The sequence below is a fragment of the Metapseudomonas resinovorans genome (assembly GCF_002003485.1).
GTDB classification, from domain to species: Bacteria; Pseudomonadota; Gammaproteobacteria; order Pseudomonadales; family Pseudomonadaceae; genus Metapseudomonas; species Metapseudomonas resinovorans_D.
Genome location: NZ_BDMA01000033.1, coordinates 1 through 21,516, shown reverse-complemented (window position 1 = coordinate 21,516; position 21,516 = coordinate 1). Strand labels below are relative to the sequence as shown.

Sequence of the window (21,516 nt, the reverse complement as noted above, 5' to 3'; positions counted from 1 at the left end):
AGTGACCGAATAAGTCGCTGCTATCGAATAACGCTCCATTATTTTAGCAGAAAAAAGGTCTCCTATAGCGCCTCGTCCGGCCCCCGACTCAACGACCATGGCCTGGGCCACATCCCCTGCAGCACCTGGCATTTCTCATCATCCAGGCTGCTGGGCAGTGATCCGCCCCCCGCAGAACGTCGGCAGGGATTGTTTCGGTAAATCGTGTCCCTCGTCGGTCAGTTCCAGGGCGAAGCTGCGCCGAGCCTCGGTGCTCAGCTTTCGTCTGAGCAGGTCACGCTTTTTCCAGCCAATCCAGCAGGCCAGTCAGCCGTCTGCTTCAGCACTGCCATAGACGGTGAACGGCGCGGCCTGTGGCAGACGGTCCGCATCAGGCACGGAAAGCGCGGCCCCGTCCTTTGGGGGATCTTCGCGCCTGATGGACGAACACTGAGCTAAAGGCGCAATTACAGGTGGAAATCGCCCGCGGCCTCCGGCTGGTAAAGCACTTTCCTGATCTCAATCCGGCGGGTCCGATCAGAAATTCGCCAGTCGATGGCGTCCCCCTCCTGATAACCCAGGATGGCGGCGCCGATGTCGGAACACACGGAATGCTTCCCGGCACTGCTGTCCGCGTCTTCAGGGTAGACCAAGGCCACTTCGATCTCTTCGTCGTCCAGCTGCAGCAAGGCCCTAGAGTTCATCGTGACGACATTGCGCGCCACCTGCTGCGGCTTGACGACAATGGCTCGCTCAAGCTCATGTTCGAGTTCAACAACGGCCGGGCCTTGCTCGAGCACGATCAGACTCTCGAGCCTGGCCTTGTCGATTTCAGTGATGTAGATCCCAGTGGAGTCGCCAACGCCACCTTCGCGCAAGAACTGGAGATAGCGCCCCGCCGTCATGGAAAATGACTTCAATGCCGGCGTTTCGCTCTCAAGCAGAAAGCCGCTGCGCAGAAAGGCTTTCAGCGAGCGCGCGTTGTCCGGGTGAATCTTGGCGATGAGCTTCTCGGCCCGCATGTCGAGGAAGGCCAGTTTCATGCCTTCGCGGATCGTGCGGGCGCCAAGGTTTCGGCCCCATTTGTCGCTGTCTCCGATGACCAGGACTATCTCGCAATTCGAGCCGGTCTTGATGAGACGGACAAAGCCCACCGGGGCGTCATGCCGGTCATAGGCCATGAAGAATCGGCCGCCCCGGTTGAATAGATGGGTCAAGATCGGCGATTGAGTCCGATCGATGGCTTGCTCGATGGAGCGGGAGACATGACGCGAATCGCTCAGATAGCAGGTGACGCGCTCATCCTCCAACCAATCCATCAGCGTCAGCGCGTGTGCCCGAGTAATTTCAGGGCACAGCGAAATGAAAGGCTTGTTCATCTTCACCACACTTACTTGTAAAGGATGAAAGCCCTTCATGGCTATGGCCATGACGGTTCTTTCGGCAACCGGCTATTTTAAAACATAACGCGAGTAATGCCGAACAGCCTGCGCACTTTTCCTCAGTAAGCGGTTCTGTTGAGCCAGCGGCCAAAGCGTTCAGTATGCAGGGGCTCTAGGCTGCCCAGATTCGAAAAGAACAACGATGACGTCGCGCCCTGCCGGTAGCGGTCCGAAGCCAAGGACTGCCCGTATTTGACGTGCGAGAAGATTGAACGTGCGCGGGCTTACCTGGCCATTTTCCCCCAGCACTCCCCTCCTCCCCCTTGATCGCTTAAGCCCAACCGCCGGCATCTGATTTACCGGGAAGCAGGCGGCTGGCGACTTGATCGCAATCAGCTTTGCCGTCGAGGCAAGACGCGAGGCGGGTCATTGGCCGGGCGGATTTCAGATGCAATGCAATTGGTAGGGAATTGGATGCCAGACAATCCAGCAAGGTCCGGTGGCCGGGCGAGAGGAGCTCCTCGGCACCGACGTGCAGCTATCGCCTACCAGTGCAGATAGAACATGCCCTTGGCCAGGAGGACGATGCCGAACATCTGTGCCAACACGGCCCAATGCAATTTGCGGTACAGGGCTGGAGTCATGCGTCCGCTACGCAGCAACATCGCGACCAGGCCAAAGCTGAGAAAGACACTGACCGCCAGCACTATCTTCAGGGTCAACAGGGCGGCGAAACTGCTGGCAAAGGGGTTGGCCAGCGTCTGGCGGTGCTGCCAGGCCAGGCCGAGGCCGGCGCCATAGACGAACAGCACTAGCCAGTGCAAGACGGTGCGACTGCGCCGGGCGATCGCCCGTTCCAACTCGACCAGCGTGGCGGCGCCAAGCTGCGACTTGACCCGGGCGAGGATCACCACCTCGAAAAACAGCGTACCGATAAAGGCGATGGCCGCAATCAGGTGCACGACATGAAGCAGTGAGTAGCTCATTGGCTCAGACCTTGCGCGAGTAGCGCCCCTGGTGCTCGCCGTCGACGATCATGCGCAATGTTTCCGGGCGCATGCGCACACGTGGCTCGCCGCCGTTTCACGGAAGGTCGCCGCCTTGTCGGTGACATCGACCATGTTCGCGCGGCCTTGAGAATCGAGATGGGTCAGCATCGGTAAGGCTCCTGGATCAGATCAAATTCAGCCGACGGGCCAGCTTGCGCAGGTTGCTCGGGTCCATCTGCAGTTCGCGGGCAGCAGCGGCCCATTTGCCGGCATGCTGCGTCAGGGCGGCCTGCATGAGTTGGCGCTGGTAACGCTCCATCGCCTGCTGCATGGGCTCCAGCACCGGCGCGGAGGTGGCCTGTGGCGGGGCAAGGTGGAGGACAGCCGGCGACTCAAGCCCCAGCCAGTGCGCCTCGATGCTGAGCAGTGCGGTACGCGACTCGGCCTGGCTGAGCACCTTGAGCGCCGCGCGGCTGATCACATGCTCCAGCTCGCGCACGTTGCCCGGCCAGTCGTAGTCCAGCAGCACGCGCTCGGCCTCTGGCGACAGACGCAGGCAGCGCAAGCCGAGGCGCGCCCGGTTGAGTTCGAGGAAGTGGCCGGCCAGCAGCACATCGCGGCCGCGTTCGCGCAGGGGCGGAATATGCACTGGGTACACCGACAGGCGATGGTAGAGGTCCGCGCGGAACCGCCCATCGCGCACCTCCTCCCAGAGCCGGCGATTGGTCGCCGTGATCACCCGCACATCGACATGCCTTGGCTAGACTCGACCCGCCTTTGCGGGTCGAGTCATTGAGACACCTCACTATGTTCCCTACGCGGCCTGGGTACTGAATGCCGTCTTGCGGCCAGGCTGCGAATGTTTCCCTTTGCTGGGATCAAGTGCCGGCATCTGATCATGCGCGCCATTCATGCAGACACTTATGTCCTGCCTTTCACGACGTGTCATTTCGATGATCGTTCGAGCTTAACGGCAGCCGCTCGACCTCCTGGTTCGCGGCGGGAGAAACGCGTAACCGGGCGTCTTTCCCGCGATGCTGGAGTTGAACACTGTTCCCTGGTCACCGAGGCCACGTACGTCCTGGCCCGAAGATGGGTATTTCCTTCGCCGGTATCGGGTCTCCATCCCCAGGGGCCGATCTGGAACTGCCACATGCTCATCTATTCGAAATCGGTCTGCTTATTCCGCTGCCGCCATTCGACGCGCCTGCGGCTCTCAACGATCCATTCAGGTGCGCCCTTTGCATAGCCAGCATCAGGCCGCCAAGGGTTCTCAATAACCTGGGCGTAGAGCGTCGATGCCGGCAACCCAGGCTCGATACGAACATTCGCGTCGAAGGGCAATGACATGGATAGAAAGACCTTGGTCCTGCTGGAAGAACTGTTCGAGCAAGCAGCTGCAGATGTGGAAGCAAGCGGGTTCGCAAGAGTCAGCACCCGAATCGAGACCCCGACTCGCGAGCGAATCCAGGAGGCCGGGGAATTTCTATTGGAGCGGACGGCGGTCCGTTTTCCAGCACTTGATCCTTATGTCTCATCCAATGCGGATGGAACAATCACCCTGGTTCTGGATTACCAGAGGACGAGATGAGGGGCGGACTTTCTCGAGCGCTTCTGCCCTCCCCTCACACCAGCAATTACCGCCAAGCAACCGGTCTGGACCGTAGGGTGCGCTGTGCGCACCAGGATCTCGGCTTCGACACCGCGTCAAATCGCCGGTGCGCACGGCGCACCCTACAGGGCTGGCTTTACCGCTATCCCGGAGAAATGAAACGTCCCAGGTGAGAGTGGGCCACCCCGCCTCATAAGAGTGGTTCCGACCCTCGTATGGCTGGATATCGTGAGCGCAGGCAAGCCATTCGCTCACCCAGACCATCGGAGGTCGTCTACTTGAACGCACACGGCAGTAAAACCAAACCCTCGGCTAAGCCGTCAGATGTGATCCTCTCCAGCGAGGGCATGCCGCGAACCCGTCGCTGCGCCGCTCTGGATGGCGATGCCAGGAACCTGCTGCGGCTGGTCAATCTGGCGACGCGCCTGCGCCCGGTCGAAAAATATTCGCTGGCGCAGACCCGTCAACTCTGGCGGTTGTCCGCGCTGGCACTGGGCAGGCAGGTGCCGGTGGCTGCGGTCAGTGAAGTGGAGATCGAAGGGCCTGCCGGTTCCATCACGCTGCGGGTCTTCAGACCAGCCCAAACCGGCGAGCTGCTGCCGGCCTTCGTCTGGTGCCATGGCGGAGGTTTCATCGTAGGCGACCTCGACAGTGGTGAGTCCATCTGCCGCAATATCACGGCTGCCGCCGACTGCATCAGCGTTGCCGTGCGCTATCGGCTAGCACCGGAGCACGACCTGAACGCCGGCCGCGAAGACTTTCTTGCCGCTCTGAAATGGATTGCCCAGAACGGAGCCGAACTGGGGATCGACAGCAGCCGCCTGGCCATTGGAGGTGATTCCGCGGGTGGCAACATCTGCGCGGCAGTGGCCCAGGAATGGGTACGCTGCAAGGGGCCCAGGCTCGCCCTCCAGGTACTCGCCTACCCGGCAACCGATCTGCAACAGGAATTTCCGTCGCTGGCGGAAAACGCCGAAGGCTACTTCGTCAGCAATCAGCTGCTGGGCATGATTCGCGAAGTAACCGCCAGTGCCACCGAAACACTGGACCCCACGGCGCCCTGGCTTTCTCCGCGACGCAATCCGAATCTCGACGACCTGCCGCCGGCGTTGGTCATCAGCGCTGGCTTCGACCCGATTCGCGACGACGGTCTCGACTATGCCAACCGTTTGCGCGCCGCCAAGGTGCCGGTGGAGCTCCTGCACTACCCGGGCGAATTCCACGGTTTCCTCAACTTCGACGCAGTGGTCGGCGCCGGGCGGGATGCCCTGCACAGAATCGCGACGACCCTGGCGCTTGTGTTCGCGGGTGAGCCCGCTGCGGATCGCACGCTGGAAATCAGCGACCAGTCGCCCAAAACCTCCTTTGGCGAGATCGGCGCCTCGCTGCTGGCCACCCTGACTGCAAGCCACGGCTGGAGAGACGCGCTGCTGCGACAGCTGTCCCCCCAACTGGCCTGCGCATCGCAGTGGATCCTCAGGCCCTGGCTGGCCCCATCGGCCGCTATCCGACTTCGGCTTTCCAATCGTTTCGAACGACAGGTCGCGGAACAGACCTACCCCACGAAACCCTGAATCCGGAGTCCGTCATGGCCAATGCGAAGTTCCCAGACCCTCTGCAGTTCTGTCGCGACACCCTCACCAAGGTCGAGAACGGCATCAACCAATTCGCCACCCGAAAAATGGAGTCGGTGGAGTTCGCCGAGACGCTCAGCCGTCTCAGCAAGGTTTCGCTGAGCGTCCAGTACACCCTGGACAAGTCGCTGGCGTGCTTCTTCGAGCGACTGGATATGCCCAGCCGCACGGAGGTCGCGTCGCTGGCGGCTGCCGTGCAGCGAGTGGAAGAAAAACTCGAACGGCTATTGCCGGACATGCCCGATGAGGCATTGGTAACTCGTCCGCCGCGCACCCGCATTCCCATCGAAATCGCTCCGGAGCAGGCCCTGAACGAGGCCCGGACGCGAGCCGGGAAGCCCAAGGCCAGTGCCCCTGGCCGCCGTGTCCGGAAGGAGAAGTGAGCATGCCTTTTGACTGTGCTCTTGCAAACCAGGTGCGTACAGAAGTCCGGCGAATGGTGCAGCGGCGCCTGAAAGGCCTCGCGTACATTTCCTCTCCGCGTCCTGAATCCGGGACCAGTCCGAAGACGCTGCTGCATCGCCGCGGCACGCTCAGCCTGTATCACTATCACGCCATTGCGGATGAGGTGTATCGGGTCCCTTTGCTGCTGGTCATGGCGACCACCAACAGGGCCTACCTGTTCGACCTGGCCAAAGGCCAAAGCCTGATCGAGTTCCTGTTGCACCGTGGGCACGACGTCTACGTGGTGGACTGGAACCCGCCGACCCAGGAAGAACGACACCTGACGATCGAGAACTACGTGCTCGACTTCATCCCGGATTGCATTCGCCGCGTACAGGCGGACTCCGGGACCGAGGACGTGACCCTGGTCGGCTACTGCATGGCCGGCATTCTCTCGAGCATCTACGCCGCGCTGAACCCGGACGGCCCCCTGAAGAACCTGGTGTGCTTCACGCCTCCCGTCGATTGGTCGCAGATTCCCTGGCACCGCAGCCTTGCTCATCCCGACCACTTCGATGTCGACGAACTGGTAGAACGCCTCGGCGTCATTCCGGGACGGATGATCATGAATGGCTTCGACATGCTCAGGCCCGCCGGGCGCATTGCCGGCAAGCTCAGGCTCTGGGACAACATGTGGGATGAGAACTATGTCAGGGGCTACCGCATGATGACCGGATGGGGCGACGACACCCTCCCCCTGGCTGGCGATTACTACCGCCAGACCGTCAAGGAGTTCCTGTGGAAGAACAGCCTCAGCAACGGAACCCTGCGCATCGGTGGGCAGCCGGTCGACCTTGGACGAATCAAGGTCCCCCTGCTTAGCGTCGTTGCCCAGCACGACACCCTGGTACCCCCTGCGGCTGCCCGTCCGCTTCTGGAAATGACCGCCTCGCAGGACAAGGAAGAGCTGGTACTGCCAGGGGGCCATGTGAGCCTGGTCGCGGGACCGGCAGCGGTGAAACGGATGTGGCCGGCACTCGATCAATGGTTAGGGAAACGCTCCGTATGAAACAGAACGCCCAACGCAAATACCCACGCACGCTATCGATCAACGACAGAAGCATCGAGATTCGTCCGCTGCACCCCGATGACGCACCTGCACTCAATGCCTTCATCCAGGCGGTGCCGATTCACGACCGCCTTTTCGTTCCCCGCGATCTCGGCCACCCCAAGGTCATCAGGGCGTGGCTATCCGCTCTGGATAGCGGTGTCACCAGTCTCGCCGCCTTCGTGGACGGCGAGATGATCGGCTGCTCCGCGGTGGTCAGCGATGCGCTGTCCTGGTCGGCCCATGTCGGCGACCTGCGGGTTCTGGTGCGGCCATCCTGGCAAGGCCGTGGCCTGGGACGCGCGCTGATTCAGGAGAGCTTCAAGCTGGCCCTCGGCATGGGCCTGGAAAAGCTGACGGTGCAGATGACCGTGGACCAGAGTTCAGCTATCGCCGTGTTTGAACGGCTCGGTTTCCAACCCGAATCCGTGCTGCGCAATCACGTCAAGGACCTCGATGGTCACCGCCACGACCTGGCTCTGCTGAGCCTGGAGGTCGCCGAATTGCACCAACGAGCCTACGAACGCGGTATGTCGGACGCCCTGCACGGCTGATCCGCCGTCGAGGCGCTCACGCTATTCGAGTGAGCGCCTCGATGCACAACCGCTGCCGCCAACGCCCATTGATCAGGCCTCGGCCGGGGCCTGTGCCATTTGCCTCAGCATCTGCTCGTAGTACTCGACGGACTGCGATCCGGACACCAGGTGGCGGCCGTTAAGGACCAGCGCCGGTACCGAATGGATACCGCGCTCACGGTAGAACGCTTCAAGCTCACGGACCTCTTTGGCGAATGCCCCGGTCGCCAGCACCCCACCTGCACGCGCCGCATCCAGCCCGGCCTCGCTGGCCAGACGCACGAGCGTTTCGTGATCGCTCAGGTTCTCGCCGTCGGTGAAATAAGCGCGAAGCAGGACTTTCTTGAGCTCCCTCTGCCGCCCTTCCTGCAGCGCCCAGAACAACAGGCGATGAGCATCGAAGGTGTTGTAGAAGTGGCTGCGCCTTTCCAGGTCGAAATGGAAACCGATGGCCTGGCCACGGGCGATCACCATCTCGTTCCTGGAGGCGACTTCTTCGGCGCTCCGCCCGTACTTGCGCATCATGTGTCGCGTCGCGGCCTCGCCTTCGGACGGCATGTCCGGGTTCAACTCGAACGGCTTGTAGGTCAGCTCGACGCGGACTTCACCGGCGAGGTTGGCGATGGCCTGGTCCAGCGCCGTCGCGCCCAGGGCGCACCACGGGCACACCACATCGGAAACGAAATCGATGGTTACGGACGGCATGACTGCGCCTCCGTGAAATCAGGGGTAATGGGCACGTTGACGAACATGACAGCTCTCCAGTGACCTCCCATCGACATGATGGGCAGGCGTCGGAGGCGAATTTAGGGTTCAGGCGAAGCGGGATAAAGACGGCGCTTTGCACATCATTGATGACGTGATGTAACGAGTCGCCCCTACACAGGGATACATGAGGGCTCGTGGCGGACACATACGGGACAAGCAGCCTTGTCAGCATCTGCTGAACGGCATCCCGCCGACCGCCTTCCACTGTCACAGGAACCCGTCATGAGTCGCGTCGCCCTCCTCTCCCCCTTGCAGTTCGTGTTCAACCACCTGGACCGGCTAGGCACCTGGAGTGCCGACATTCCCCTGCGTCTGTTCCTCGCGTGGGAGTTCTACGAGTCGGGTCTGGAAAAATGGAACGGCCAGAACTGGTTCGCGGACATCCAGTCCTCCTTTCCCTTTCCGTTCGACCTACTCCCGCCCGAGCTGAGCTGGCAGATGTCGATGTGGGTCGAACTGATCGCACCGCTGTTGCTGATCCTGGGGTTGGGTACTCGCTTCGCCGCCTTCTCCCTGATGGTGTTGACGGTGGTCGCCATCGCCGCCGTGCACTGGCCGGCACACTGGTCGACCCTCGGGGAGCTCGCCCAGGGCTATGCCATCAGCGACAAGGGCTTCGGCAACTACAAGCTGCCGCTGATCTACCTGGTGGCCGCCCTGCCCTTGCTGCTCAATGGCGCAGGACGTCTCAGTCTCGACGCCCTACTCTTCCGAAAGAAAGCCTGACGCGGAAAAAAGGAGACAACCATGTCAGATGAATTCAGCTTCAACCGCCGTCGTTTCCTGGCCGCTTCACTGGTGACACTGGCGTCCGCCGAACTCCTTGTCGGTACCGCGCAAGCGCAGTCCGATGCACCGAAGCCGCCAGCCGCGCCAGGCGGGAATACCTCGCTCGGTCCTCTCCATCATGTGGATGCCGGCGTCCTGAACGTTGCCTATGCCGAAGCCGGTCCGGCCGATGGCCGCGTGGTGATCCTGCTCCACGGCTGGCCGTACGACATTCACAGCTTCGTCGATGTCGTGCCCCTGCTCGCATCAGCCGGCTACCGGGTGCTCGTCCCGTACCTGCGTGGTTATGGATCGACGCGCTTCCTGTCGAACGAGACGGCCCGAAGCGGACAGCCAGTCGCCATCGCCACCGACATCGTCGCCTTCATGGATGCACTGAAGATCGACAAGGCGATTCTCGCCGGCTTCGACTGGGGCTCGCGCACCGCCAATATCATCGCGGCGCTCTGGCCGGAACGCTGCAAGGCGATGGTGTCCGTCAGTGGTTACCTTATCGGCAGCCAGGAGGTCGGCAGGCAGCCGTTACCGCCGAAGAATGAATTGCAGTGGTGGTACCAGTTCTACTTCGCCACCGAGCGTGGCGAGGCCGGCTATGAGAAGTACCGCCACGACTTCGCGAAGCTGATCTGGCAGAACGCATCGCCGCAGTGGAAGTTCGACGATGCCACCTTCGAACGCAGCGCAGCCGCCTTCGACAACCCGGATCACGTCGCCATCGTCATCCACAACTACCGCTGGCGCCTCGGCATGGCCGAAGGTGAGGCGAAGTTCGACGCCCTGGAAAGCCGGCTGGCGGAGTTCCCCGTGATCAGCGTGCCGACCATCACGCTGCAGGGCGACGCGGACGGCGCGCCGCGACCTGACCCCCCCGTGTATGCAAAGAAGTTTTCCGGCAAATACCAGCACCGTGCCATCGAAGGTGGCATTGGCCACAACCTGCCCCAGGAGGCACCCCAGGCGTTCGCGCAGGCCGTCATCGACGTTGATAAGTTCTGAGGCGGAGCTTCGGGCTAATCCGAGCCCCAAAACCTGTAGGAGCGAGCCAGGCGCAGAGATCATGCGCCAGCAACGTAGGATGCGGTTGAGCAAAGCGATACCCATCGGCCCCAACGAACAGCATGGGTATCGCAAGCTCAACCCATCCTACGAGTTGAAGCAGCCAGCGGTGTCAATCTCCAGACCTGCCCGCGAATGCCGACAGCCAATCCCTTGTCTGCAGGTCGTTGCCTTCCATATGCACCAGCCCACGCTCTACGGCTTGCGGCACGTCCAGCTTGCCATCCAGCATCGCCAGCAGAACGCCCTCTCCGACCAACACGGCATTTTCTCCCGCGCCCGGCGCGGCGGTGTGCGGGGTGAGCCGCCAATGGCCATCGAGCAGCTCGAAGCGTGTCCATAGCCCCGGCTCCACCAGCAACAAGCTGAAGTCTTCGCCGCTCGGCGGAAGCAGGCTGGCAACGCGATCCAGGGCCTTGAGGGCTCGGCGCATGCCGAAGCCGCCGGGCAGCGGCAAGGGCTTGGCAATCAGCTTGTCCTGATAGGCCTGGTTAACTGCAAGCGCCACCCCCAGCGACGCCGGGTGCGCCAGGCTCAGGTCCATTGCCATACCGTCATAGCCGCAGGCCAGGCTGGCCGGGGCGGCGCTGCAGAGCATCGCCGCCAGACCGACTATCGCGAGCCTCATGGCGTGACGATGTTGAACCAGAAGTCGAACCTGTCGAGCAGCCCCATGAACTCGCCAAAGGCCTGCTGACGACCATCGAACTTCAGCTCGCCGGAAGCCACTTTCTGCTCCAGGGTCGCCTTGCCCAGCTGGATGTCTTCCAGGGTGCCCTTGCGCATGGTCAGGCCAACGTCGGCCCTGTCGCTGGCCTGCGGCTCGTAGGTAAGTACGCCGTTCTCCACGGTCAGGGCGTAGTGCTTGCCGAGGTCGGTGAAGTTGAAGTTGAGCACCAGCTTCTTGCCCGCGGCGCGCTCGCCGTTCAGGCGTACGGCCAGGTAGTCGAAGAGCATTTCCGGGGTCATGGCCTGGATCACGTCCGGGCTGGCCGTGACAGTGTTGCCCAGGGTCGGCACGCCGTTACGCAATTCATAGGCACCCTGCAGGTAGACCGAGCGCCAGGGACCGGACTCGGCCTGGTAGCCCATCTGCTCGAAGGCATCGGCCATCAGGTTCTTGGCATCGGTATTGTCCGGTTCGGCGAACACCACCTGCTTCGCCGCCTCGGCCACCCAGCGGTACTCGCCCTTGGCGAAGTCGGCCCTGGCCTTCTTCAGCACCTCGGCCGAGCCGCCCATGTATTCGACGTACTTCTTCGCCGCCGGCTGTGGCGGCAGCTTATCGAGATTCACCGGGTTGCCGTCATACCAGCCCATGTAGCGCTGATAGACCGCCTTGGAGTTGTGTTTGAGGGTGCCGTAGTAGCCACGACCCGGCCAGAAGGATTCCAGCTCTGGCGGCAGCTTGATCGCCTCGGCAATCTCCTCGCTGGTCATGCCCTGGTTCATCATGCGCACGGTCTGGTCATGAATGTACTTGTAGATGGCGCGCTGCTTCTTCAGGTAGTCGTCGATCTGCGCGTTGCCCCAGACCGGCCAGTGGTGGCTCTGGAACTTCACTTCGGCCTGGTCGCCGTAGAGATCGATGGCTTCGCCAATGTACTTGGACCATTGCAGGGCATCACGCACCTGCGCGCCGCGCAGCGTCACGATGTTGTGCATGGTGTTAGTCGTATTCTCGGCCATCCAGAGCGCCTTGAACTGCGGGAACCAGGTGTGCATTTCCACCGGTGCCTCGGTGCCCGGGGTCATCTGGAACACCATGCGGACACCATCGATGGTCACTTCCTGGCCGGTCTTCGAGACGAACTCGGTGGGCTGGATCAGACTGGTGGTACCGGCCGAAACGGTCTGCCCGAGCCCGGCATTCACGCCGCCCTGGGCATTGCGCGGCAACAGCGCACCGAACATGTACACCGCCCGACGGGCCATGGCGTTGCCGGCGATGACGTTTTCGCTGACTGCGTACTCGGAGAACTCTTCGGGCGCAACAATCCGCACCTTGCCGGCCTTCACATCGGCCTCGTCGACTATCCCGCGCACTCCGCCGAAGTGGTCGATGTGGGAATGGCTATAAACCACCCCGACCACGGGCTTCTTGCCCAGATGCTCGGTGGCCAGGTCGAACGCGGCTTTCGCGGTTTCCTTGCTCAGCAGCGGGTCGAACACGATCCAGCCGGTGTCGCCCTGGATGAAGGTGATGTTGGAGACGTCATAACCGCGCACCTGGTAAATGCGGTCGGTCACCTTGAACAGGCCGTACTGGACGTTCAGCTGGGCGTTGCGCCAGAGGCTGGGGTTGACGGTGTCAGGCGCCGGGTTGTCCAGCGCGATGAATTTCTTGTAGCTCTCCAGGTCCCAGACCACCTTGCCGCTGGCGTCCTTGATGGTCAGCGTATCGGGTTTGGCGATGAACCCGCGCTCGGCATTGGCGAAGTCCTCGCGGTCGGCGAAGGGCAGCTTGGCCAGCACGGACTGGTTGGCGGCACGCGTCGCTTCGGTGGCCGGTTTGGCAGGTGCTGGGGCAGCCTGGGCGATTGCGCTGGCCAGCAGTGTGAAGCAGAGGCCTGCGGCCGCGAGACGTTGCAGGGGTCGGTGCATGAAGTGCTTCCTCGTTGTTGTTATTAGGAACGCGCGATCCATTCCGCCGCGCGCTCGGCGATCATGATGGTGGGTGCGTTGGTGTTGCCGCCGACCAGGGTCGGCATGATCGAAGCGTCGACGACCCGCAGGCCCTGGATGCCGCGCACACGCAACTGGCTATCTACCACCGCGTGTTCGTCGTTACCCATGCGGCAGGTGCCCACGGGGTGATAGATGGAATCGGTGCGGCGGCGCAGCAGTTCGATCAGTTGCTCGTCGCTGTGCAGGCCTTCGCTGAACTTGTCCCTGAGACCGAAGCGCGCCATGGGCGCCTGGGCAACGATCTCGCGCGCCATGCGATAGCCCGTGAGCAGGGTCTGTACGTCATCGTCGTCGCCGAGGAAATTCGGATCGATGTGCGGCGGTGCTGCCGGGTCGGCCGACTGCAGGCCGACGCTGCCGATGCTCTTGGGCCGCAGCACGCAGACATGGCAGCTGAAGCCGTGGCCCCAGTGCATCTTGCGGTTGTGGTCGTCCAGCAGGCTCACCACCGAGTGCAACTGGATATCCGGCCGGATCAGGGCTTCGCGCGTCTTGAGGAAGCCGCCGCCCTCGGCGAAGTTGCTCGCCAGCGGACCGCGCCTGCGCGCGAGGTATTGGGCCAGGGCCGAACCCATCTTCAGGCTGCCGCCCAGGGAATAGCCCATCAGGGAGTTGTCAGTGCTCTGGTAGCCGAGGACCACGTCGGGGTGATCCTGCAGGTTCTGGCCCACGCCGGGCATTTCGTGTTGCACGGCAACGCCCTGGGGCTTGAGTTCGGATTCCGGGCCGATACCCGAGAGCATCAGCAGTTGCGGACTGCCGAAAGCACCGGCGCTGAGCAGCACCTCCCGGCGCGCCTTCAGCGACAGTGAGCTGCCCTTGATGCGGACCTGGACGCCGCTTGCCTGCTTGCCCTTCAGCAGGATGCGCTCGGCATGCGCGCCGGTCAGTACGGTGAGATTGCTGCGCTGGTCGCGGATGGGCTTGAGGAAGGCCGTAGCGGTGCTCCAGCGGCGGCCATCGCGGATGGTCACGTCATACTGGCCGATACCTTCCTGCTCGGCGCCATTGAAGTCGGCGTTATAGCGATGGCCGGCTTTCTGCCCGGCTTCGATGAAGGCGTGGGTGGCGGCATGCGCCTCGACCTGGCCGACATAGAGTTCACCCTCTCCGCCATGGAAATCGCTCGCGCCGCGATGATGCAGCTGGCTCTTGCGGAAGTACGGCAGCACCTCGGCAAAGGACCAGCCGGCATTGCCGAGGGCGGCCCATTCGTCGTAGTCGCTGTGATGACCACGGATGTAGATCATGCCGTTGATGGAGCTGCTACCCCCGAGCACCTTGCCGCGGGGCTGGTAGCCACGGCGATTGCCCAGGCCCGGCTGCGGCACGGTATCGAAGGCCCAGTTGGGGTCATGCCGAGATAAGGGGAAAATTCACTCACTTCCCCGGTAATGCTTTGTTTTTAATATCATTTTATCTTGTTCGGCCAAAGGTGGCTTGACCCACAAATGTGGGCATCGAGATAAGGCGAAAATTAGTACATTTACGGCTAAGGCTACGGCGGATAGGTTGGCGCCCTGCAAGGGTCAGACTGGCCGATTGTCAGCAGCAGGGTCCGAACAGCATGCTTCCCATTGAGGGCGATACAGCCCTTGGAGTCTCCGAGCCCTTTCATAAGTGGCACCGCCGATGCGCCTTATGTCGCGACCCGGCTGCTACCGAACGCGCTGTTCGGCGTCCAGGCTTTCACTCAACTCACCTCGGGCTTTGATCTCCTCCCAGCCAAGGCCTATACCCACTGAGAGTGATGATCCCTATTCCCCGCAGGCCCCGCATTTATGGACACGCCAACCGAGATTGGAGTCATGCCGAGATAAAGCAAAAATTCCACCATGGATCGTATAAGTGATTGATTTTCTGATGCCCTATTGGGAATTGGGGAATGGAGAGCAATGGAAAAGAAAGCGCATAACCCCTGCCATCTCCTTTCAGCGTCGTAATCGAGTTTCTACGTCTCCATCTCTCCTTGATTCCGTACCTAACTACGGAATTAGGGTCGAATCGTGGATCGAAAACCTGAGAGGAGATCGCTGTTATGAAACACCTAAGACTGCTGCTGATAGTGGGTGCGACTCTGCTGTCATCCACCATATGGGCCGAGGGCGGGAGCGACCGAGCGTTCGAGCGGATTGCCTCCATGCGCGACAAGGCTGACGTGAGCCTGCCCCACTGAGGCGCAAGGGCAAATAGCAGTACCAACCTAGTGCCTTGGCAAGCGCTCCTTTGGCTATTCAGCGGCGCTCAATGAGCGCCGCTTTTAATTCCAAGCGCAAGCCGATCAACAGGGCGTCGTACGCAGCGGGAAATCCTCGGTTTACGCGCGAAGTCAGCGCGGTTGATTGTCCCCATGCAGCGAAACGATCAGCGGACAAGAAACAGTCCCATGGTTCGCACAGCAGTCGTGTACCAGTCGTGCCAACACCCCCTCAATTCGCTGCAGATCCGCGAGTTTCCCTCGCACATCCCCAAGCTTCTGCTCGGCGAGCACGCGCGCTTCGTCACACAGAGCGCCGTCCTCCAATCTTAACAACCCGGCCACTTCATCGAGGCTAAAGCCCAGCCGCTGCGCGGATTTGACGAATTTCACCCGAGCCACATCCGCCTCGCCGTAACGGCGAATGCTTCCGTAGGGCTTGTCTGGCTCGGGCAGCAGCCCCTTGCGCTGATAGAACCGGATGGTTTCCACGTTGACCCCGGCCGCCTTGGCAAAGGCGCCAATGGTCAGGCTTCCCGCAATGTTCGCCATAGTGCTTGAGTCCGTACTTGACTACGGAAGTAACTTTAAACCATCGATCAAACGCTCGAAAAGGGAAATACATGTCTGAACCGTCAAACGGGCGCGCGCCCCTCGTCGCCGGGGGGCTCGCGGCGATTCTCGCCTCGACCTGCTGCCTTGGGCCCTTGGTCCTGATTGCCTTGGGGGTCAGCGGGGCCTGGATCGGCAACCTGACCGTGCTGGAACCTTACCGCCCGCTCTTCATTGGCGCAGCGCTGGTGGCGTTGTTCTTCGCCTACCGGCGCATTTTCCGCCCGGCTCCAGTCTGCAAACCTGGGGAAGTCTGCGCGACGCCCAAGGTAAGCACCACCTACAAGCTGCTGTTCTGGTTGGTGGCGGCCTTGGTGCTGGTTGCGCTCGGCTTCCCCTACATCCTTCCCTTGTTCTACTGATCAGGAATTCGCCATGAAAAAACTGCTCGTCTCCATCGCCCTTGCCACACTGGTTGCCACGCCTGTCTGGGCAGCCATGCAGACCGTCACTCTGGCGGTGCCGGGCATGACCTGCGCCGCTTGCCCGATTACGGTGAAGAAGGCGCTGATCAAGGTCGAGGGCGTGACCAAGGCCGAAGTGAGTTATGAGAACCGCGAGGCCATCGTCACCTTCGATGACGCCAAGACCAATGTCCAGGCGCTGACCAAGGCGACCGAGGACGCCGGCTACCCGTCCAGCGTCAAGCAGTAGGCAGGCATTCCGATGGCAAACCCTTTCAATTCGGTCACACGGATCGCCGACAAAACTGGTTCCCTCGGCGTGCTGGTTTCCGCCATGGGCTGCGCCTTGTGTTTTCCCGCCCTTGCCAGCTTAGGGGCCGCGATCGGTCTGGGCTTCTTGAGTCAGTGGGACGGCCTGTTCATCACCACGCTGCCGGGCTGGCCCTGTTCGTCAATGCCCTTGACTGGCTCAACCATCGGCTGTTGCAACGGACTGCACTTGGCCTGATCGGCCCGGCCTTGGTGCTGTCCGCAGTGTTCTTGATGCTGGCTTACGGCTGGCGGAGCGGCTAGCTGCTCTATCTCGGCCTGGTCCTCATGTTTTTTTTGGGGGGGCCTCTGGAATCTCGTGTCGCCCGCTTAGCGCCGTTGTGGGCTGGATGCCTGCGCGACGCCGCCCAACCAGTGAAACCGACAAGAGACCGATCTGATGAGTAATGTTATGACCGAGCTGAAAATCATTGGCATGACCTGCGCCTCCTGTGCCGCGCACGTGAAAGAGGCCTTGGAGAGGATTCCGGGCGTGCATCGGGCGGAGGTGTCCTACGCCCGCGGGAAGGCGGAATTGAATGTCGACGAGGGCGTAAGCCGTGAGCAGATGCAGACCACCATCGAGGCGCTGGGGTATCGTGCGGCATTCAAAGACGCCACGGCACCAGCCCGTCCAGGCCTGCTCGACAAGGCACGGGGCTGGTTGAGCGGCGGCACCGGCGCCGGGAAAGAGGACGACAGGCTCCATGTCGCGGTCATCGGCAGCGGTGGAGCCGCCATGGCGGCCGCGCTCAAGGCGGTGGAAGGCGGTGCGCGCGTCACCCTGATCGAGCGCGGCATCATCGGCGGCACCTGCGTCAACGTCGGCTGCGTGCCGTCCAAGATCATGATTCGCGCCGCGCATGTGGCCCATCTGCGCCGCGAGAGCCCGTTCGACGCCGGACTATCTACCACGAGCCTGACCGTCCTGCGCGAGCGGTTGCTCGCCCAGCAACAGGGTCGTGTCGACGAACTGCGCCACGCCAAGTACGAAGGCATTCTGGAAAACACCCCGGCGATTACTCTGCTGCGCGGCACCGCCCGGTTCCAAGACGACCACGCGCTTAGCGTGGAACTGGCCGAGGGTAGCGAGCGCATCGTAACCTTTGACCGTTGCCTGATTGCCACCGGCGCTAGCCCGGTCGTTCCGCCGATCGGCGGTCTCCAGGACACCCCCTACTGGACCTCGGACCAGGCGCTGGCGAGCGACACCATTCCGGAGCGGCTCGCCGTGATCGGCTCTTCAGTGGTCGCGGTAGAACTGGCACAGGCCTTCGCCCGGCTGGGCAGCCGGGTCACGGTCCTGGCACGCAGTTCGTTGTTCTTCCGCGAAGATCCCGCCGTCGGTGAAGCGCTGACGGCAGCCTTCCGTGTGGAGGGCATCGAAGTGTTAGAGCAAACGCAAGCCAGCCAGGTGTCCTACGTCGACGGTGAGTTCATCTTGGGTACTAACCATGGCGAGCTGCGCGCCGAGCGACTGCTAATCGCCACCGGGCGTTCGCCCAACACTCAAGGCCTGAATCTGGAAGGCGTCGGCGTGAAACTGGACGAACGCGGTGGCATCCGGATTGATCAAGGCATGCGCACCAGTGCCGCGGACATCTACGCGGCCGGCGACTGCACCAACCAGCCGCAGTTCGTCTATGTGGCGGCGGCGGCCGGCACCCGCGCGGCACTCAACATGATCGGCGGCGCGGCGAAGCTCAGTCTCGACGCCATGCCGGCCGTGGTGTTTACCGATCCTCAGGTAGCCACCGTCGGCTACAGCGAAGCAGAGGCACACCGCGTCGGCCTCGAAACCGACAGCCGCACCTTGACCCTGGACAACGTGCCGCGCGCGCTGGCCAACTTCGACACGCGGGGGTTCATCAAACTGGTCGCCGAGGCAGGCTCCGGTCGGTTGCTGGGCGTGCAGGCAGTGACTCCGGAAGCGGGCGAACTGATCCAGACCGCAGCTATGGCCATCCGGGCGCGGATGACAGTGGAGGAATTGGCCGACCAGTTGTTCCCCTACCTGACGATGGTGGAGGGCCTGAAACTCGCCGCGCAGACCTTCGCCAAGGATGTCAAGCAACTGTCCTGCTGCGCCGGGTAATGAGCGCGCGAGGTTGACGCATGAACAATACGGCAAGCGATCTCGGCAGTTGCGACAGCCTACGCAAGACCTGGCAGGTAATCAGCTTATGGGGACTGCCGGCCGTCGTGGCGACGCTAGCGGTTGTTCTGGCGGATCGACGCCCTGCGTTGTTCCTGGCAGCAAGCGCCGCGCTGGTCGTGATGGGTGGCGCCTGCCTGGTCAACGCCGCGCGCTGTCGCCGACTGCACTGCTACATCACCGGGCCGTATTTCCTGATGCTCACGCTGGGTGCGCTGCTGGCTTATGGGGCTGACCCAAACGGCGAGTATCTCTCCCGGCTGTGGTTGTTCCTGGCACTGGGGGCGACGCCATTGCTCATCTGGCTGCCCGAGCGTCTGGCCGGCAGGAAATATCTGAACGCCTCAGAATGCGGAGAAGGCCGGGAGTGTCGGTGATGAATGCCTACTCCATCTCCAGATTGGCCTAGGACGCGGGCGTCAGCGCGCCATTTCACCAGTGGCCCCGCGCCGATGCGCCCTATGTCGCGGCCCGGCTGCCGCCGAACGCGCTGTCCGACGTCCAGGCCTTCACCCAGCTCACCTCGGGCTTTGATCTCCTCCCAGGCAAGGCCTATACCGACTGATAGTGATGATCCCGATTCCCCCTAGGCCCCGCCTTTATGGACCCGACCGAGATTCATCTGACCGCGTTTCGATCATGCAGGTCGTTGGCAGTGGGCGGGTTTGAATGGGGAACCTAATGGAGTGAGCACCATGCGTGGAGTGAGCTGGGCATGCATGTTTGCAACTTGGGCCATGCTGGCGGGCGGCCCCGCCGTTGGCGCCCAGCCTTGGGGACCCGGCTATTTCCCCAATGTGCCATTGGTGACCCAGGACGGTAGGACCGTGCGGTTCTACGATGACTTGCTCAAGGGTAAGGCGGTGGTGATCAACGTCATCTACACCCACTGCAAGGACACCTGCCCGCTCAGCACGGCCAACCTGGTCCGGGTACAAAAACTGCTGGGTGACAGCGTGGGCAAGGACATCTTCTTCTACACGATCACCATCGACCCCGAGCGCGATACGCCAAGCGTGCTCAAGGCCTATGCGGAGAAGTTCCATGTCGGACCTGGCTGGCTGTTCCTCACCGGGAAGAAAGATGACATCACCCTGGTGCAGAAAAAACTGGGTCTGTGGTCTCGCAGCGATGCCTCCAGTCCGGACGGCCACCTGTCCAGTCTGATGATCGGCAACGAGCCAACCGGCCAGTGGATGCGCCAGTCCACCGTGGATAACCCGCAATTCCTGGCGGCCAAGATCAGCAGTTTCCTCCTGGGCTGGCAGAAGCAGCCGGCTACCCCGGGACCGAGCTACACCAGCGCTAAGCCGATCGAAAACCCGGAGGCGGGCCGCTTTCTGTTCCGCAGTGCCTGCTCTGCGTGCCACACCATCGGCCAGGGCGACTCCCTGGGGCCGGACCTCAAGGGCATCACCAGCCGCCGCGACAAGGACTGGCTCAGGCGGTTCATCAAGGCACCCGACCAGATGCTGGACCAGAACGACCCGACCGCCATGGAACTCTTCATGAAGTACAACCGAGTGCGGATGCCCAACCTGCGCCTGGGCGACGAGGACGTCGAGGTGCTGATCCACTATCTCGAAAGCCAGGGCGCCGCCCCGCAAGGGCAGGCGGACTCCCAGCCATCGACGCCCGAGCCCAGCGGCGGTGCTCAGGGCATCCGGGGGCGCCAGTAGGCGTGGCGACGCGTCGTGCGAAGGAGTAACTGATCCCCCGCTCCCGGCACCGCCGGATCAGGTGTGATTCGCGCTGCCGGCATCCCCGGGAGGATTGCCAAGGAGTTTCAATTGCGTGAGGGCCTCGACCAGACGTTCCTGGAGGCCCTGCACCTGCTGACCTTGGGAGGCCCCGGCTTCGCTCAGGCGTGTTACTTCACCTTGTAGCGTATCGCAGCGTTCCCGCAAGGCACTGTTCGCCTGCTCGGCGTGGGCCCAGGTGCGCTGCCCGTCGGCCAGGGTTCGCTGGTTCTGTTCCAGTTGCCGTTCCAAGGCCTGCACGTCCTTCTGCTGCTGGCGGGCCTCGGCCAGCAATCGGGCGTTGTCACGGTTCAGTTGGGTCAGTTCGTCTTGCTTGATGATCAGGGTCTGCTGCAACTGCCGCAGCTCCAATTGCAGTTGTTGTACCTGGGTTTCGTGCCGGCGCTGATCTTGCTCGCGCTGATCCTTGCTGGCCTGCCGGTAGTGCTCCAGAGCATCCCGGGCATGTTGATGCTTCTCCTCCAGCGAACGGATCTGCCCCTCGCGGTCCTGCAGGCGGGCTTCCTGGTCGCGCTCCGCCTGCTGCAGCCGCGCCACCTCGACCTCCGCCAACTGGCGTAACTGCTGCCCCTGCTGCAATCCCTGCTGCGCGACCTGTAAGTGCTCGGTGAGACCGGCGCAGGATGTTTCAAGCTGATGGTTGCGGATTTCCAGCTGGTGAATCCGGTCGTGGTAACCGCGTCGCTCCTGGGCCAATTGCTCACGTTCTTGGGCCACGGCGGCGCGGGCTTCGTCCTGCAACTGCGCCGCCATCTGGGCGACGAGATTCGCCAGTTGATCACTGAGCGGCGCCGGCGCTGCCCCCCGGCCGTGATCGGCTTCTTCCAGTTCTTTCAGGTAGCGGTGGATGGTGGTTTTCGACCCGGTATTACCCATCTCGACCCGTACGGCATCGATGCTCGGGTGTTCCCCTCGCGCCAGGATGGCCTGCCGCGCCTTCTGAACCAGGGCCTTGTTGATGCCGCCACGGGCCATGATGTGCTCCTACGATTTCGTATTTGTTTACATACCACGTATTTACATACCAATTGTGAGATAAATCTGGCCAAGTTGTGGTCACTTTTTCTGATAAAATAATGGAGCGTTATTCGATAGCAGCGACTTATTCGGTCACT

General features: G+C 62.2%; 21 protein-coding genes and 4 pseudogenes. 14 read left to right on the top strand and 11 right to left on the bottom strand.

Features of this window, described 5'->3' with window-relative positions:
• Positions 1 to 446: 446 nt before the first annotated feature.
• From MnOB_RS10050 to MnOB_RS28810, 5 genes and pseudogenes are all read right to left on the bottom strand, one after another.
• Complete coding sequence (locus MnOB_RS10050) at positions 447 to 1,409, bottom strand: bifunctional GNAT family N-acetyltransferase/nucleoside diphosphate kinase regulator (protein WP_077524081.1); 963 nt, start codon at positions 1,407 to 1,409, stop codon at positions 447 to 449.
• A 497-nt stretch (positions 1,410 to 1,906) separates the two neighbouring features.
• Positions 1,907 to 2,347 carry a CopD family copper resistance protein gene (locus MnOB_RS10045; protein ID WP_077524080.1) on the bottom strand — a complete coding sequence of 147 codons (441 nt, stop codon included), beginning with the start codon at positions 2,345 to 2,347 and terminating at the stop codon, positions 1,907 to 1,909.
• 31 nt (positions 2,348 to 2,378) lie between these two features.
• A pseudogene (gene moaC, locus MnOB_RS10040) lies at positions 2,379 to 2,518 on the bottom strand (cyclic pyranopterin monophosphate synthase MoaC); the annotation flags it as partial.
• 16 nt (positions 2,519 to 2,534) lie between these two features.
• Positions 2,535 to 3,110 (bottom strand): annotated as a pseudogene (locus tag MnOB_RS10035) (AAA-type ATPase lid domain-containing protein); the annotation flags it as partial.
• A 401-nt stretch (positions 3,111 to 3,511) separates the two neighbouring features.
• Positions 3,512 to 3,700 (bottom strand): hypothetical protein, encoded by a 189-nt coding sequence (locus tag MnOB_RS28810; RefSeq protein ID WP_158713793.1) that lies wholly within the window; start codon positions 3,698 to 3,700, stop codon positions 3,512 to 3,514.
• Here MnOB_RS28810 and MnOB_RS10030 point away from each other — a divergent pair.
• From MnOB_RS10030 to MnOB_RS10010, 5 genes are all read left to right on the top strand, one after another.
• Positions 3,699 to 3,941, top strand: a complete 243-nt coding sequence (locus MnOB_RS10030; protein ID WP_077524078.1) for a hypothetical protein — start codon at positions 3,699 to 3,701, stop codon at positions 3,939 to 3,941. The two genes, MnOB_RS28810 and MnOB_RS10030, sit on opposite strands and share 2 nt — an antisense overlap.
• Before the next feature lie 368 nt (positions 3,942 to 4,309).
• Positions 4,310 to 5,536: an alpha/beta hydrolase gene (locus MnOB_RS10025; RefSeq protein ID WP_158713792.1), complete on the top strand. Its 1,227-nt coding sequence runs from the start codon at positions 4,310 to 4,312 to the stop codon at positions 5,534 to 5,536.
• 14 nt (positions 5,537 to 5,550) lie between these two features.
• On the top strand, positions 5,551 to 5,979 hold the full coding sequence (locus MnOB_RS10020) for a hypothetical protein (protein ID WP_077524076.1): 429 nt from the start codon (positions 5,551 to 5,553) through the stop codon (positions 5,977 to 5,979).
• Between the two features lie 2 nt (positions 5,980 to 5,981).
• A complete protein-coding gene (locus MnOB_RS10015) occupies positions 5,982 to 7,049 on the top strand; it encodes an alpha/beta fold hydrolase (RefSeq protein ID WP_234358231.1) in 1,068 nt (355 codons plus the stop codon).
• Positions 7,046 to 7,642 (top strand): GNAT family N-acetyltransferase, encoded by a 597-nt coding sequence (locus tag MnOB_RS10010; RefSeq protein ID WP_077524074.1) that lies wholly within the window; start codon positions 7,046 to 7,048, stop codon positions 7,640 to 7,642. Before MnOB_RS10015 ends, MnOB_RS10010 begins: the two co-directional genes overlap by 4 nt.
• Positions 7,643 to 7,714: 72 nt before the next feature.
• Here the strand turns inward: MnOB_RS10010 and MnOB_RS10005 are convergent, their stop codons facing one another.
• A complete protein-coding gene (locus MnOB_RS10005) occupies positions 7,715 to 8,368 on the bottom strand; it encodes a DsbA family oxidoreductase (RefSeq protein ID WP_077524073.1) in 654 nt (217 codons plus the stop codon).
• 285 nt (positions 8,369 to 8,653) lie between these two features.
• On the opposite strand from MnOB_RS10005, the gene MnOB_RS10000 reads away from it, so the two are divergent.
• Together MnOB_RS10000 and MnOB_RS09995 are read left to right on the top strand one after the other, a co-directional pair.
• Positions 8,654 to 9,157 carry an HvfX family Cu-binding RiPP maturation protein gene (locus MnOB_RS10000; protein WP_077524072.1) on the top strand — a complete coding sequence of 168 codons (504 nt, stop codon included), beginning with the start codon at positions 8,654 to 8,656 and terminating at the stop codon, positions 9,155 to 9,157.
• Between the two features lie 21 nt (positions 9,158 to 9,178).
• Positions 9,179 to 10,216 carry an alpha/beta fold hydrolase gene (locus tag MnOB_RS09995; RefSeq protein ID WP_077524071.1) on the top strand — a complete coding sequence of 346 codons (1,038 nt, stop codon included), beginning with the start codon at positions 9,179 to 9,181 and terminating at the stop codon, positions 10,214 to 10,216.
• Positions 10,217 to 10,388: 172 nt separating this feature from the next.
• Here the strand turns inward: MnOB_RS09995 and MnOB_RS09990 are convergent, their stop codons facing one another.
• The 3 genes and pseudogenes from MnOB_RS09990 to MnOB_RS09980 form a co-directional block, all read right to left on the bottom strand.
• Positions 10,389 to 10,904, bottom strand: a complete 516-nt coding sequence (locus MnOB_RS09990) for a hypothetical protein (protein ID WP_158713791.1) — start codon at positions 10,902 to 10,904, stop codon at positions 10,389 to 10,391.
• Complete coding sequence (locus tag MnOB_RS09985) at positions 10,901 to 12,880, bottom strand: alkyl/aryl-sulfatase (protein WP_077524069.1); 1,980 nt, start codon at positions 12,878 to 12,880, stop codon at positions 10,901 to 10,903. The genes MnOB_RS09990 and MnOB_RS09985 overlap by 4 nt, the downstream gene beginning before the upstream one ends.
• 23 nt (positions 12,881 to 12,903) lie before the next feature.
• A pseudogene (locus tag MnOB_RS09980) lies at positions 12,904 to 14,313 on the bottom strand (GMC family oxidoreductase); the annotation flags it as partial.
• 689 nt (positions 14,314 to 15,002) lie between these two features.
• On the opposite strand from MnOB_RS09980, the gene MnOB_RS28805 reads away from it, so the two are divergent.
• On the top strand, positions 15,003 to 15,140 hold the full coding sequence (locus MnOB_RS28805) for a co-regulatory protein PtrA N-terminal domain-containing protein (protein ID WP_158713790.1): 138 nt from the start codon (positions 15,003 to 15,005) through the stop codon (positions 15,138 to 15,140).
• A 153-nt stretch (positions 15,141 to 15,293) separates the two neighbouring features.
• Here the strand turns inward: MnOB_RS28805 and merR are convergent, their stop codons facing one another.
• Positions 15,294 to 15,713 carry an Hg(II)-responsive transcriptional regulator gene (gene merR / locus MnOB_RS09975; RefSeq protein ID WP_077524068.1) on the bottom strand — a complete coding sequence of 140 codons (420 nt, stop codon included), beginning with the start codon at positions 15,711 to 15,713 and terminating at the stop codon, positions 15,294 to 15,296.
• A gap of 71 nt (positions 15,714 to 15,784) precedes the next feature.
• Between merR and merT the strand changes: the two genes are divergently transcribed.
• The 6 genes and pseudogenes from merT to MnOB_RS09945 all read left to right on the top strand — a co-directional run bounded on the left by merT (position 15,785) and on the right by MnOB_RS09945 (position 20,320).
• Positions 15,785 to 16,135 carry a mercuric ion transporter MerT gene (merT, locus tag MnOB_RS09970; RefSeq protein WP_077524067.1) on the top strand — a complete coding sequence of 117 codons (351 nt, stop codon included), beginning with the start codon at positions 15,785 to 15,787 and terminating at the stop codon, positions 16,133 to 16,135.
• Between the two features lie 13 nt (positions 16,136 to 16,148).
• On the top strand, positions 16,149 to 16,427 hold the full coding sequence (gene merP, locus MnOB_RS09965; RefSeq protein ID WP_077524066.1) for a mercury resistance system periplasmic binding protein MerP: 279 nt from the start codon (positions 16,149 to 16,151) through the stop codon (positions 16,425 to 16,427).
• 12 nt (positions 16,428 to 16,439) lie between these two features.
• A pseudogene (merC, locus tag MnOB_RS09960) lies at positions 16,440 to 16,820 on the top strand (organomercurial transporter MerC).
• Positions 16,821 to 16,898: 78 nt separating this feature from the next.
• Entirely contained in the window at positions 16,899 to 18,581 is a 1,683-nt protein-coding gene (merA, locus tag MnOB_RS09955) for a mercury(II) reductase (RefSeq protein ID WP_077524065.1), read from the top strand.
• Positions 18,582 to 18,601: 20 nt separating this feature from the next.
• Positions 18,602 to 19,018, top strand: coding sequence for a hypothetical protein (locus MnOB_RS09950; RefSeq protein WP_077524064.1), 417 nt, complete (start codon positions 18,602 to 18,604; stop codon positions 19,016 to 19,018).
• A 318-nt stretch (positions 19,019 to 19,336) separates the two neighbouring features.
• Positions 19,337 to 20,320: an SCO family protein gene (locus tag MnOB_RS09945; RefSeq protein ID WP_077524063.1), complete on the top strand. Its 984-nt coding sequence runs from the start codon at positions 19,337 to 19,339 to the stop codon at positions 20,318 to 20,320.
• 57 nt (positions 20,321 to 20,377) lie between these two features.
• On the opposite strand, the gene MnOB_RS09940 is transcribed toward MnOB_RS09945, so the two are convergent.
• Entirely contained in the window at positions 20,378 to 21,376 is a 999-nt protein-coding gene (locus tag MnOB_RS09940) for a DNA-binding protein (RefSeq protein WP_077524062.1), read from the bottom strand.
• Positions 21,377 to 21,516: the final 140 nt, after the last annotated feature.